This is a genomic window from Sphingobacterium sp. MAE, from assembly GCF_056711605.1.
This window is the reverse complement of record NZ_CM160044.1, coordinates 5,225,465-5,239,497: the sequence shown is the minus strand read 5'-3', so window position 1 is coordinate 5,239,497 and position 14,033 is coordinate 5,225,465. Positions and strand designations below refer to the sequence as shown.

The 14,033-nt window shown below is 41.0% G+C and carries 7 protein-coding genes, 3 tRNA genes and 3 rRNA genes; 8 read left to right on the top strand and 5 right to left on the bottom strand.

The window, feature by feature from the left end:
* Nucleotides 1-29 precede the first annotated feature (29 nt).
* The gene (locus tag AC06G9_RS22320; RefSeq protein ID WP_094771799.1) at nt 30-1,583 is read left to right on the top strand and encodes an Rne/Rng family ribonuclease; all 1,554 of its coding nucleotides are present in this window, start codon (nt 30-32) and stop codon (nt 1,581-1,583) included.
* Between the two features lie 66 nt (nt 1,584-1,649).
* Here the strand turns inward: AC06G9_RS22320 and miaA are convergent, their stop codons facing one another.
* From miaA to AC06G9_RS22305, 3 genes are read right to left on the bottom strand one after another with little or no spacing between them, the layout of a single operon-like run.
* Entirely contained in the window at nt 1,650-2,552 is a 903-nt protein-coding gene (gene miaA, locus AC06G9_RS22315; protein ID WP_052627722.1) for a tRNA (adenosine(37)-N6)-dimethylallyltransferase MiaA, read from the bottom strand.
* Nucleotides 2,549-3,721: a Gfo/Idh/MocA family protein gene (locus AC06G9_RS22310; RefSeq protein ID WP_045755167.1), complete on the bottom strand. Its 1,173-nt coding sequence runs from the start codon at nt 3,719-3,721 to the stop codon at nt 2,549-2,551. Before AC06G9_RS22310 ends, miaA begins: the two co-directional genes overlap by 4 nt.
* Nucleotides 3,722-3,777: 56 nt before the next feature.
* The gene (locus AC06G9_RS22305; protein WP_094771798.1) at nt 3,778-4,359 is read right to left on the bottom strand and encodes a hypothetical protein; all 582 of its coding nucleotides are present in this window, start codon (nt 4,357-4,359) and stop codon (nt 3,778-3,780) included.
* Between the two features lie 299 nt (nt 4,360-4,658).
* Here AC06G9_RS22305 and def point away from each other — a divergent pair, with 299 nt between their 5' ends.
* Nucleotides 4,659-5,240: a peptide deformylase gene (def, locus tag AC06G9_RS22300; protein ID WP_045755166.1), complete on the top strand. Its 582-nt coding sequence runs from the start codon at nt 4,659-4,661 to the stop codon at nt 5,238-5,240.
* A gap of 37 nt (nt 5,241-5,277) precedes the next feature.
* Here def and AC06G9_RS22295 read toward each other — a convergent pair whose 3' ends face one another.
* A complete protein-coding gene (locus AC06G9_RS22295) occupies nt 5,278-5,889 on the bottom strand; it encodes a trimeric intracellular cation channel family protein (protein WP_045755165.1) in 612 nt (203 codons plus the stop codon).
* 1,270 nt (nt 5,890-7,159) lie between these two features.
* On the opposite strand from AC06G9_RS22295, the gene AC06G9_RS22290 reads away from it, so the two are divergent.
* From AC06G9_RS22290 to AC06G9_RS22265, 6 genes are all read left to right on the top strand, one after another.
* Nucleotides 7,160-8,689: ribosomal RNA gene (locus AC06G9_RS22290) — 16S ribosomal RNA — on the top strand.
* A gap of 129 nt (nt 8,690-8,818) precedes the next feature.
* Nucleotides 8,819-8,895 (top strand) — tRNA-Ile (locus tag AC06G9_RS22285).
* A 9-nt stretch (nt 8,896-8,904) separates the two neighbouring features.
* Nucleotides 8,905-8,978 (top strand) — tRNA-Ala (locus tag AC06G9_RS22280).
* Between the two features lie 224 nt (nt 8,979-9,202).
* A 23S ribosomal RNA gene (locus tag AC06G9_RS22275) occupies nt 9,203-12,091 on the top strand.
* Nucleotides 12,092-12,201: 110 nt separating this feature from the next.
* Nucleotides 12,202-12,313: ribosomal RNA gene (gene rrf / locus AC06G9_RS22270) — 5S ribosomal RNA — on the top strand.
* Together the 16S, 23S and 5S rRNA genes with 2 tRNA genes alongside form the textbook arrangement of a ribosomal RNA operon.
* Before the next feature lie 954 nt (nt 12,314-13,267).
* A tRNA-Pro gene (locus AC06G9_RS22265) sits at nt 13,268-13,341 on the top strand.
* Between the two features lie 41 nt (nt 13,342-13,382).
* Here the strand turns inward: AC06G9_RS22265 and AC06G9_RS22260 are convergent.
* Entirely contained in the window at nt 13,383-14,030 is a 648-nt protein-coding gene (locus AC06G9_RS22260; RefSeq protein ID WP_480957262.1) for a bifunctional 4-hydroxy-2-oxoglutarate aldolase/2-dehydro-3-deoxy-phosphogluconate aldolase, read from the bottom strand.
* Nucleotides 14,031-14,033: the final 3 nt, after the last annotated feature.

Below are 14,033 nucleotides of genomic sequence, written 5' to 3'. Positions count from 1 at the left end.
TGCTAATCTGTATCGTAAATATGTAGCTGTTGGTAAAGGAATTAATTATTGATTCTACTCCTGAAAAAGGAGTTACTATTGCTTTGCTACAAGATAAGCAGCTTGTTGAACTAAATAGGGAAACGGTTAACAATAATTTTTCAGTTGGAGATATTTATCTTGGGCGAATCAAAAAAATTATGCCGGGATTAAATGCAGCATTTGTAGACGTAGGTTACGAAAAAGATGCTTTTCTCCACTATTTGGACTTAGGTCCTCAGGTTCAATCTTTGCTAAAACTTACTCGGATAGTAAAGAATGGCAGTTATCAAGAGAAACTGCTAAATAGTCTAAAACTTGAAAAGGACATCGATAAGGCTGGTAAGATATCGGATATCTTAAGCAAAAACATGCTTTTACCAGTTCAAATCGCAAAAGAACCAATATCAACAAAAGGACCTCGATTGAGCTCCGATCTATCTATTGCAGGTAGATTTGTCGTACTGGTACCTTTTTCAAGCGCGGTTTCCATATCCAAGCGAATCAAAGGAAGTAATGAGCGTACACGTCTCAAGAAGATTGTCGAAGGAATAAAACCTCCAAACTTTGGAGTTATTATCCGTACGGTATCCGAAGGAAAAGGTGTAGATGAATTACAGAAGGATTTACTGGATTTAATCTCTAAGTGGGAAATATTTACCAAGCGACTTCGGACAGCTGAACCTCCTCAAAAAGTATTGGGCGAAATGGATAGAGCTTCTACCATCTTGCGCGATCTATTGACAGATGAATTTACACATATTCATGTAAATGACCCTGTGATATATGAAGAGACAAAATCTTATGTCCAAGACATCTCTCCTGATTTAGAAAAAATTGTAAAACTTTATAAACATAAAGAACCAATTTTTGACCATTTTGGCGTAGAGAAACAAATCAAAGCTGCTTTTGGAAAAACTGTTACACTACAAGGTGGTGCTTATCTCGTAATCGAGCATACTGAAGCACTTCACGTCGTTGATGTCAACAGTGGTAATCGTTCTGCTAATAAAGAGAACCAAGAGGATAATGCGCTCCTGGTTAATATGGAAGCTGCAAAAGAAATTGCGCGTCAATTGCGCTTAAGAGATATGGGAGGGATCGTTGTTATCGATTTTATCGATATGCATAAACCTACTCATCGTAAAGAGTTATACAGCTTTTTGAAAGATTGTATGGCAACGGATCGCGCCAGACACACCATACTACCTCCAAGTAAATTTGGACTAGTACAGATTACGCGTCAACGTGTTAGACCAGAAATGAATATCGTTACAAACGAGAAATGTCCCGCTTGTGATGGTACTGGTGAAATCCGATCAAGTATTGTCCTGATGGACGATATTGAAAATAATTTAAGTTTTATTCTTCAAGAACAAAATGAAAAAGGAATATCACTATGTGTACATCCTTATATTGCCGCTTTTATTAAATCGGGCTTTATTTCAAAAAGAATAAAATGGTTTTTGAAGTTTCAAAAATGGATCAAAGTTGTTCCTGTTACTTCATATTATTTAACGGAATTCCACTTCTTTAATGCTAAAGACGAGGAAATAAAGTTATAATCGAAAGAAATTAAAAAGGGTTGATCCACAAGGTCAACCCTTTTTCTATTCATAACAATTAGAATACTAATCTATCCAATTGATCGTAATACCATCTTTTTCCATTTTGCGGAAATAAGTCATCTGCCGTTTGGCATATCGATGTATTTCTGTCTCCAATTTCTTATAAAAATCAGCATAGTTTAACTCGCCCAAAAGATATTTAGACACATACTTATATTCTAGACCGTAATATTGGAGTTCTGCATGACTAACACCTGAAACTAATAATCCTTCGACCTCTGCTATTAGCCCATCCTGTATACGCTGTTTTAGGCGGTTGGATATTTTCTCCCTTCTTAACATGACATCCGGATTTAATCCAATAACCAATGAATCAAGATTTTTATTGTTCATGGGCGCTAATGAATGATGTTTAAGCCATTCTAGAACTTCTATGCCGCGTATGATTCTTTTTTTTGTTGATAGATCTAGATAAAGATCTGGTGGTTTTTGATATTTAGATAATCGGGTAAGCAGTTCTTCGTGATCAAATTGATATAATGCTTCTTTAAATCCAGGTTGACTTGGTATTTGAGCATATTTGTTGCCTTGAAGGACACTTTGTATATAAAGTCCAGTGCCGCCGCATAAAATAATACGCTTGCCCTGAAACAACAGAGATTCATAAACGCGTTGAAAATCTTCAATAAACTGTCCTAAATGATATTTTTCTCCAGGATCGCATATATTAATAAGATGATGTGGAATATCGCCATATTCGGAAAGATCTTTACCAGTTCCGATATCCATACGGCGGTATACCTGACGAGAGTCTGCACTAATGATTTCAGCATTTAACTCTTTCGCTATTTTGACCGCTAAAGCTGTCTTTCCAGAAGCTGTAGGACCTAAAATAACAATAACTTTCTCCTTAGGCACTGTGGAAAGAGCCAGAGGAGAAAGTAATGTTTGTTGTTTATCTATCACACAACAAATTTAGTCCATTTTTCAGAACCATTATTGTTATTGACAACATTTTCTATAAAAGCCATACCGCGTACACCTTCATGCACCTGAGGGAAATCTTGCATTTCTGCAGTTGGCGTATTGCCTTCCAATTTTGCAGAAACTGTTTGAGCAAAATTACGGTAAATATTACCAAACGATTCTAGCAGTCCTTCCGGATGTCCTGCTGGGATACGGGTATTGTGACCTGTAAATGAACTCAATTGATTTGGACTATTATAGCTATTTCCTGTACGGAATACTTGACGAGGTTCGCCTAACATTTTTATGGTTAAGTTATTAGGGTCTTCATTTGCCCATTCCAAACCGCCATGCTCACCATAGATACGGATTCTTAATGCATTCTCTTCTCCTGCAGCAATCTGTGATGCCCAAAGCATGCCTTTAGCCCCATCTTCAAAACGTAATAAAACAGAACCGTCATCATCCAAATGTCTACCTTCAACGAAAGTAGTTAAGTCAGCACATAATTCAGTGATTTTTAATCCTGAAATGTATTCTGCAAGGTGAGCAGCATGTACACCGATATCACCCATTGCTAACGATTTTCCTGATTTTGCAGGATCAGCGCGCCATGCAGCACCAGCATTTCCTTCGCGCTCTGTCAGTTTACTCAACCATCCTTGAGGATATTCGACAACGATTTTACGAATCTTACCGAAATGACCAGCCTTTACCATAGCTTTCGCTTGTTTTACCATTGGGTATCCCGAGTAAGTATGGGTTAAGCAAAGTGTTTTATTTGTGCTTTTTACAATTTCTTCCAAAGATTTTGCTTCCTCTAACGTCAGCGTCATTGGTTTTTCAATAACGACATTGAATCCATTCTCTAAAGCCATCTTAGCTGGCGGATAGTGCATGAAATTTGGGGTAACGATCGTTAGGAAATCCATACGTTCTCCTTCAGGAAGTTGACTTTCTTTTAAAATCATCTCCTCATAATTTGCATAACAACGGTTTTCTGGAATGAATAAATCTTCTGCAGACTGTTTGTTGATTTCAGGATTGATACTGAATGAACCACATACAAGTTCGATTTTACCATCCATATTTGCTGCAATACGGTGTACGGCGCCAATGAAAGCATCATTGCCACCTCCGACCATACCCATTCGTAGTTTTCTCTTCATGTGATATATTTTAATTTTTTCTGTTTAGATTAATTGACAAGATACAAAAAATGATTTTATTTTATAAATAGAATCATCTTAAGGCTACCTAAATTTTCCTTCAAATAGCCATTTGGAAATTCCTTTTGTAAATTTTGGTATTGTTCGTTATCACGAATTAAAATTCTAGAGGTACCGTTTACCCAGAATTTGAGCGGATCAAGTTCAGATTTTTTGACGAACCCAATTTTTTCCAATGTCGACTCTTGACTCCAGTCTTTATCGGTGTATGTCATAATATCTTGTGGTTCGAAATCAGTGACAAAAGCTTTGATTAATTTGCTGATCCCTCCTACTACATTATAACCAAGTTTATTGCAAAAACGTATTAATTCAAATGAACGATAATTTTCAATTTGTAATTCAGGCATCTTCCGCCCCCCACTAAATACAGCTAAGGAAATAAGTTCACCATCTAAAAATAAACCATAGCGATATTTTCCAGGCATTGCTCCTTGTAGGTGATTTTCTTCTAAAAATGCGATCGTATTTTTCTTATCTACTCGAGCAACAACAGTTTTTCGAGCATAAGCTTTTTTTTGATGAAGTGCTAAAGCAAGAATTCGTTTTACAATGATATCATATTTACTGTGCAACATATCTTCATCTATATGAACTATTTTTTCATTTTGATCGCAAATTCTTTTTGTGATATTTGACCTATATAGATGAATGACAAATGGAAGATCCCCGCCTGTTATTTTGGTAAATGAAGGCGATTTTTGGGATATTACAAGTTCAGAGTCGAAGTTCTTTTGTAGTATATCACAAAAGCTTGCTAATATTTGATGGTATGGATCTGTCATTTCGAATAACAAAAATATGATTTATTGCAAACAAAGTGTGGTTTTCGATTGAATTTTAATGCTTACCTTTGTTCTTCAAAAAAAATAAAAGTATGAAACTTCCAATTGTGGCTTACGGAGATCCAGTATTACGTAAGGTAGCAGATGAAATAGATGAGGATTATCCAAACTTGAAGCAATTGATTGCTGATATGTTTGAAACCATGTATGCAGCAAATGGTGTTGGGCTGGCTGCCCCACAGGTAGGTTTGCCTATTCGTCTTTTTGTAATCGATGCAACTCCATTTGCAGAAGATGTTGAAGAAGAGAAAGAGATATTGCGCTCTTTTAAAAAGGTATTTATCAATCCGATCATGGTTGAAGAAACAGGTGAAAAATGGGCTTTTAGCGAAGGTTGTTTAAGCATTCCTGATATTAATGAAGAGGTGATGAGACATCCGAATATTAAGATTAATTATTTGGATGAGAATTTTGAGGAACATGAGATTGACTTGACTGGTTTAGCGGCACGTGTTGTACAGCATGAATATGATCATATCGAAGGTAAATTGTTTACTGATAAATTGTCAACGTTAAAGAAAACAATGTTGAAAGGTAAATTGGATACCATTTCTAAAGGTATGATTCGTGTAGGATATAAAATGAAATTCCCTCTCCAAAAGAAAAAGCGCTAACTCTATTAACGCTTTTTCTTTTATTCTCTAGTTTTATTTATCCACCGACTATGGGAAGAGAGAATTTATATTTGACAGCTAAGATGCGCACTACAAATACTAAAAGTGCACTCAGAAATGCATTTATGCTTTCATTTACACCAAAAAAAGGTAGCGTCACAAAAAGAATTGCTCCCGATAGGCAAGCTGTCGCGTATATTTCTTTTCTAAAAATTAGCGGATTTTCATTCATCAGTGTATCTCGTATCACTCCTCCCATTACGGCTGAAAACATCCCTAATATGACTGCTGCAATCGTAGAGCTTTCGTAAGTTAATGACTTTTGTACACCAACGATGGTAAAAAAGGCAATACCCATAGCATCAAAAAGGGTCAAAGTTCGAGAAAATTTATCGAGTTGATCATTGAGTATAGCAGAAAGAAATACGCCTATTAATATAGCAATTAAGTAATTGCCATCATCAACCCAAATAGGTCGAAGGTTTAGAAAAACATCTCTTAAAGACCCTCCTCCTATAGCGGTAACGAAACCGGTAAAGGTTGCTCCGAAAATATCAATTTTTCTACGATTTGCGGCCATAGCTCCTGAAATAGCAAAAAGCATCGTACCTAATAAATCAGTATAATATATATAATCGGTGCCTGTCATTTATCCGCATTGAATGATTTAAATATTTGTCTGTAAAGTTATGATTTTTTATAAAAAAAATATGTTTGTCATATTATAGTTGATTTGCCTATTAATTTATTAATAATCAGTATGTTATATCTGTATTGATTTCATATTCTATACTTTCTCTTTCTCTACTCATCTATAAGGCACGCGATATCTGATTATTTATCGAGTTAATACATCTGTTATACTCTATGGGGGAATAATTATATCTATAATAGGAAAAGGTATTGCGGTCTTTTACAAAATTATATCAAATGATATAGGGATTCCTCCCTTAGAAGTAATACCAACTACATACCAAATTCTGACCAACTTCGTATTTAATACCGGTATAGTAGGGGGATAACAGGGGGTTTATAGGGGGTTAGTAGGGGTATACCCCTACTAACCCCCTATAAACCCTAAGTAATGTCTGGTATATTCCCCATTTAATAGTGAAGTTGGTATGTAGTTGGTCAGAATTTGTCTTTAAGATCTGGTATATATGGTAAAGTAACGGAGGGATCGAGTAACGCAGTGATTTAGTGACGGAGTAAAGCAGTAACATAAAAGGGTAACGCAGTGATCGAGTAACTAGGTAACATAGTAACGGAGTGACGAAGTAACCGAGTAACGCAGTACTTGTATGATGATCCCATATATGGACAGGTGACGGGCGTGTCCGCACACAGATGGCCCCAGACCAATTAGCAATGTGATCCATAGCAAAAGCTAATCCATATCCGAACCAGCATGCTCATCAGGCGGCATCCAGATAAATTATCGGTCACATTTCTAGCCCTTTACCGTGTCGCGGTAAACTATTTCCGGAAAACATTAGGAAGTGAAGGATAAAAGTTCCTATCTTTGCACCACTCCGCAAGGGAGGAACGGCTGATCCGAGAGGGGAAGCACTGAAAAAAGAAGGGTTTAATTTAGTTTAAACGCAGAAACAGAAGGAAAACAAAAAAATAAATTTTCACATTTATTTTGGAGATACCAAAAAGATTTCTACCTTTGCAGTCCCAACGGAAACGAAGGGGGAACAAACAAGACCGATACCGGCGCAATGCCGACATCATATAAAGCCGAAGCGAGATGCGGGAGCGAAGAAAGTTCTTTAAAAATATAATCATGTAACGTAACGAGTAGTGTTGAGAAACAACGAAAGTTAAAAAAATCAACCTGTTCAATTTTAGAATTAGAAATAAAATACAAGACAATTCTATTTATTATAAATAGTCTTGATCTTACACTTCATTTTACAATGGAGAGTTTGATCCTGGCTCAGGATGAACGCTAGCGGCAGGCCTAATACATGCAAGTCGGACGGGATTGAAATTAAAGCTTGCTTTAATTTCATGAGAGTGGCGCACGGGTGCGTAACGCGTGAGCAACCTACCCATATCAGGGGGATAGCCTCTCGAAAGAGAGATTAACACCGCATAACATCATTTACCGGCATCGGATTATGATCAAATATTTATAGGATATGGATGGGCTCGCGTGACATTAGCTAGTTGGAGGGGTAACGGCCCACCAAGGCTACGATGTCTAGGGGCTCTGAGAGGAGAATCCCCCACACTGGTACTGAGACACGGACCAGACTCCTACGGGAGGCAGCAGTAAGGAATATTGGTCAATGGAGGGAACTCTGAACCAGCCATGCCGCGTGCAGGATGACTGCCCTATGGGTTGTAAACTGCTTTTGTCAGGGAATAAACCTTTCCACGTGTGGGAAGCTGAATGTACCTGAAGAATAAGGATCGGCTAACTCCGTGCCAGCAGCCGCGGTAATACGGAGGATCCAAGCGTTATCCGGATTTATTGGGTTTAAAGGGTGCGTAGGCGGTCCTATAAGTCAGTGGTGAAAGACGGCAGCTTAACTGTCGCAGTGCCTTTGATACTGTAGGACTTGAATCTATTTGAAGTGGGCGGAATAAGACAAGTAGCGGTGAAATGCATAGATATGTCTTAGAACTCCGATTGCGAAGGCAGCTCACTAAGTTAGTATTGACGCTGATGCACGAAAGCGTGGGGATCAAACAGGATTAGATACCCTGGTAGTCCACGCCCTAAACGATGATAACTCGATGTTTGCGATACACAGTAAGCGTCCAAGCGAAAGCGTTAAGTTATCCACCTGGGGAGTACGGTCGCAAGATTGAAACTCAAAGGAATTGACGGGGGCCCGCACAAGCGGAGGAGCATGTGGTTTAATTCGATGATACGCGAGGAACCTTACCCGGGCTTGAAAGTTAGTGAATGATCCAGAGACGGATCAGTCCTTCGGGACACGAAACTAGGTGCTGCATGGCTGTCGTCAGCTCGTGCCGTGAGGTGTTGGGTTAAGTCCCGCAACGAGCGCAACCCCTATGTTTAGTTGCCAGCACATTAAGGTGGGGACTCTAAACAGACTGCCAGCGTAAGCTGTGAGGAAGGTGGGGACGACGTCAAGTCATCATGGCCCTTACGTCCGGGGCTACACACGTGCTACAATGGATGGTACAGCGGGCAGCTACATAGCAATATGGTGCTAATCTCTAAAAGCCATTCACAGTTCGGATTGAGGTCTGCAACTCGACCTCATGAAGTTGGATTCGCTAGTAATCGCGTATCAGCAATGACGCGGTGAATACGTTCCCGGGCCTTGTACACACCGCCCGTCAAGCCATGAAAGTTGGGGGTACCTAAAGCATGTAACCGCAAGGAGCGTGTTAGGGTAAAACCGATAATTGGGGCTAAGTCGTAACAAGGTAGCCGTACCGGAAGGTGCGGCTGGAATACCTCCTTTCTAGAGCATTCAGGATTGAAGCTCGTTACGTACACACATGGTTTATATAAGAAACAAACAAGAGACAAAACATTTGAAGAAATGTGCCCATCCCTGATTGGATGGTCCAGAGAGATAGAAAGATAAGCTAGTCCCGTAGCTCAGTTGGTTAGAGCACTACACTGATAATGTAGGGGTCAGCAGTTCAAATCTGCTCGGGACTACCAAAAATACACGGGGAATTAGCTCAGCTGGCTAGAGCACCTGCCTTGCACGCAGGGGGTCATCGGTTCGACTCCGATATTCTCCACAGGTTTGCCCGGACGCTAAGATACTGCGTTCATATACAGGCATACAAAGAGTTCTTTGACATATTGAAAGAAAAAAAATTACAAGAGAAGACAACAGTAGAGACAATACTGTGGTGTGCCCGATGTATTATGAAGACCCTCGGTCAAGGCCGAACGGATTAATGCGTAGCATCATGGTTATATATCAAAAAGCAACCCATAGTAGCAAAAGGGCTATGAGGTGAAGAAAGTAAATAAGGGCACACGGGGGATGCCTAGGCTCTCAGAGGCGATGAAGGACGTGATAAGCTGCGATAAGCTTCGGGGATTAGCAAATGTGAGTTTGATCCGAAGATTTCCGAATGGGGCAACCTAGCATACTGAAGGTATGCTGTAAAATACGCGAACGCGCTGAACTGAAACATCTAAGTAGGCGTAGGAGAAGAAAATAATAATGATTTCCCAAGTAGTGGCGAGCGAACGGGAAAGAGCCCAAACCAACTTTGTTACGGCATGGTTGGGGTTGTAGGGCTGCAATGTGGCATTAGCAAACAGAAGTGGAATGGGATGGGAAGCCCAGCGATACACGGTGATAGCCCTGTACACGTATAGAATGCTAGCCTAGCAGTACCCTGAGTACCGCGGGGTCGGAGACGCCCTGTGGGAATCTGTCAGCACCATCTGATAAGGCTAAATACTCCTGAGAGACCGATAGTGAACTAGTACCGTGAGGGAAAGGTGAAAAGAACCTCGAACAGAGGAGTGAAAAGAACCTGAAACCGTGTGCTTACAAGCGGTCGGAGCTGGCAGGTCCAGTGACGGCGTGCCTTTTGCATAATGAGCCTACGAGTTACTCTTGTCTGGCAAGGTTAAGTGGTTCAGCCACGTATCCGAAGCGAAAGCGAGTCTTAATAGGGCGCATAGTCAGATGAGGTAGACGCGAAACCTTGTGATCTACCCTTGGGCAGGTTGAAGTTGCAGTAACATGTAATGGAGGACCGAACCGATAAACGTTGAAAAGTTTCCGGATGACCTGAGGGTAGGGGTGAAAGGCTAATCAAACTGGGAAATAGCTCGTACTCCCCGAAATGTTTTTAGGAACAGCGTCGGCATGGAGTCTTATAGAGGTAGAGCTACCGATTGGGTGCGGGGGAGTCAAATCCTACCAAATCCAGACGAACTCCGAATGCTATAAGATATGGCCGGCAGTGAGGCTTTGGGTGCTAAGGTCCAAGGCCGAGAGGGAAAGAACCCAGACCATCAGCTAAGGTCCCTAAATATACGCTAAGTTGAACTAACGAGGTCCGATTGCCTAGACAGCTAGGATGTTGGCTTGGAAGCAGCCATTCATTTAAAGAGTGCGTAACAGCTCACTAGTCGAGCGATCGGGCGTGGATAATAAACGGGCATCAAGTGTATTACCGAAGCTATGGATTCATACTGAAATATGTATGTCTGGTAGGGGAGCATTCTATTTACGGCGAAGCGGTCTGGTAATGGGCCGTGGAGTGGATAGAAAAGCAAATGTAGGCATAAGTAACGATAAGGCGGGTGAGAAACCCGCCCACCGAAAGACTAAGGTTTCCTGATCAACGCTAATCGGATCAGGGTTAGTCGGGGCCTAAGGCGCATCCGAAGGGAGTAAGCCGATGGACAACTGGTTAATATTCCAGTACTTTTTATAACTGCGATGTGGTGACGGAGTAGTGACACTGCCGCGAACTGACGGAATAGTTCGTTGAAAGGCGTAGGTATAGGGACGGTAGGCAAATCCGCCGACCCTGCTGAAACCCAATAGTACAGCAAAGCTTCGGCGGCGCTGATAGAGCAGGTAAACAGACTTCCAAGAAAACCCGCTAAGCTTCAGGTTATAAAAACCCGTACCGTAAACCGACACAGGTAGTCGAGGAGAGAATCCTAAGGTGCTCGAGTGAATCATGGCTAAGGAACTCGGCAAAATGGCCCTGTAACTTCGGGAGAAGGGGCGCTTCCTCCAGCAATGGAGAAGCCGCAGTGAAAAGGCCCAGGCGACTGTTTAACAAAAACATATGGCTTTGCAAAATCGAAAGATGAGGTATAAGGCCTGACACCTGCCCGGTGCTGGAAGGTTAAGAGGGGATGTCATCGCAAGAGAAGCATTGAATCGAAGCCCCAGTAAACGGCGGCCGTAACTATAACGGTCCTAAGGTAGCGAAATTCCTTGTCGGGTAAGTTCCGACCTGCACGAATGGTGTAACGATCTGGGCGCTGTCTCAGCCATGAGCTCGGTGAAATTGTGGTATCGGTGAAGACGCCGATTACCCGCAACGGGACGGAAAGACCCCATGCACCTTCACTATAGCTTAACATTGGAATTGGGTACAGGATGTGTAGGATAGGCGGGAGATGTTGAAGTGGCTTCGCCAGGAGTCATGGAATCAACCTTGAAATACCGCCCTTTCTGTATTCGGTTTCTAACTCGGTCATGCCGAGGACATTGTTTGGTGGGTAGTTTGACTGGGGTGGTCGCCTCCAAAAAGGTAACGGAGGCTTTCAAAGGTAAGCTCAGTACGCTTGGTAACCGTACGCGGAGTGCAATGGCATAAGCTTGCTTGACTGTGAGACCAACAAGTCGAACAGGGTCGAAAGACGGACATAGTGATCCGGTGGTTCTGTATGGAAGGGCCATCGCTCAAAGGATAAAAGGTACGCTGGGGATAACAGGCTGATCTCCCCCAAGAGCTCATATCGACGGGGAGGTTTGGCACCTCGATGTCGGCTCGTCACATCCTGGGGCTGGAGAAGGTCCCAAGGGTTGGGCTGTTCGCCCATTAAAGTGGCACGCGAGCTGGGTTCAGAACGTCGCGAGACAGTTCGGTCCCTATCTGTTGTGGGCGTTGGAAGTTTGAGTGGATCTGTCCTTAGTACGAGAGGACCGGGATGGACTGACCGCTGGTAAACCAGTTATGCCGCCAGGTGTACGGCTGGGTAGCTACGTCGGGAATAGATAAGCGCTGAAAGCATCTAAGTGCGAAACTAGCCACGAGATGAGACTTCCTTATAGGGCCGTAGTAGACTACTACGTTGATAGGTTGCAGGTGTAAAGGTAGAGATATCATAGCTGAGCAATACTAATCACCCGAAGCTTTCTCAAGCAACGCAGACACTGTTGTCTTCCTCTTTTAGTTTTTCTTTCAATTGTCTATAGATTAGTGTGTTGGATGGGATATTGTATATTTCATTTTTATGACTAATAAAAACATTTTAGGTGCCTATATCGGCGGTGTCTACCTCTTCCCATTCCGAACAGAGCAGTCAAGCCCGCCAGAGCCGATGGTATTGCCGTAACAGGTGGGAGAGTAGGTCGGTGCCTTTTTTTATACAGAAGCCCTTGCTAAACAGCAGGGGCTTTTTTGTGCGCTAAACTTTTTCTGTCTTTCGGATGCAGCATATCCCAATACCGGTGCTTTAGAACAAGCCATTCCGCTGCTACAGTATAATCAATAGCGCTGCTTCCGGAACCATGCCGATGCAGCTCCATCTCCCCCCTTTCCATATGTCCATGCCTTTGTCTGTGGAACTGTTTCTGATAAAGCTTACTTGCTATAGGATCAGTTTCGCTTCTAAGTTTTGCGGCAATCTGGTATCAGATGTTGATATTTTGCTGTTAACGGATAGGATATAGGAATAGATGTGTTATCACTTATTGGGAAATTGATCTAAATTCATTATTCTCCTATATGATTTTATAAATTGCAGCTCTTGTAATCTGCTCTAATCTGATATTACTTGGGCATATCATCGATTATTCTCTCAATAACTTCTTATGAAGACACCCTAGCGTTTATGATGAGATCTGATCATAGGGTTTGTATAGCTATCATGATTATATTATCTTGCTTCATATCGTCTATTATTTCCTCAATAATTTTAATTTGCAGGGAGAGTGTCGTAAGTAAATGGATTTTCGACTCCTTTATTGAATTGATTATCTTGTTCTATTTTTATTCAAGTTGTAAGATGCTCTTCAAGTATTATGAAATTAATTATTTGCATTCTTAATTTTAACTTTTTGCAATAGATTTACTGATTTCACTTATTGATTTTCCTCGTAGATTGAGCTGGTATTATATACAAATCATACCGATTTTAGCAATTTAAAGGATCATTATCCTAGTTTTTAGTCGATAGTTTGCTGCTAAATTTTTGTTAATAAAAATTTATTTCTCAGTTAATCAGTGATTTATTATTTAAAGTGAAAAATAAATTTGACTTTATTAATTTTCGATGTATATTTGCATCACAGTAAAACAAAAAGGTGATACCTTTTCGGGGTGTAGCGTAGCCCGGTATCGCGCCACATTTGGGATGTGGAGGTCGTAGGTTCGAATCCTGCCACCCCGACAAAAAAGCTCTAACTTTAGTTAGAGCTTTTTTTTGTGTCTTTATTTTATACTTTCAATATGATGAAAAGCTTTGCGTAGTCTATTTTCGATATAGTTGCTTTCTTCAAATTCTGTTGGAGCGTTGAATAGTTTGGAACCCATCCCTACAGCAGATACTCCAGCTTGAAACCATTCCGTCAGGTTTTGTTCTTCTAAGGATACTCCTCCGGTAGGCATAAACTTGAGTGATGGAAATAAAGGTTTAATTCCGTTTAAAAATTTTGATCCTAGTGCATCCCCTGGAAAAAGCTTTACTAGCGGAGCTCCTAGTTCTTCGGCAAGTGCAATTTCTGTAGGCGTCATACAACCAGGGATCCAAAGAATATTATTTTTTAATGTAACTTCCGCTATTTCTGGTTTAACAATGGGGCTAACAATAAATTCTGCTCCTATATCTAGGAAATCGAGGGCTTGTTGTTTTGTCTTAATTGTTCCAATTCCTAACTTTAAATCTTGGAAATGTTGATCTCGGTAGTTTAATAGTTGTTTGAAATTGTTAAAAGCTTCTGGACCTCTGTTAACGAATTCGAAAACACGTATGCCTCCGCTGTAACACGACTTTAAAATCTGGATACATTGATCGATATCGTCATGATAGTAAACGGGGATAATGGGAGAACTTTCAATCTTGGATAGGATAGTCTGCATGTT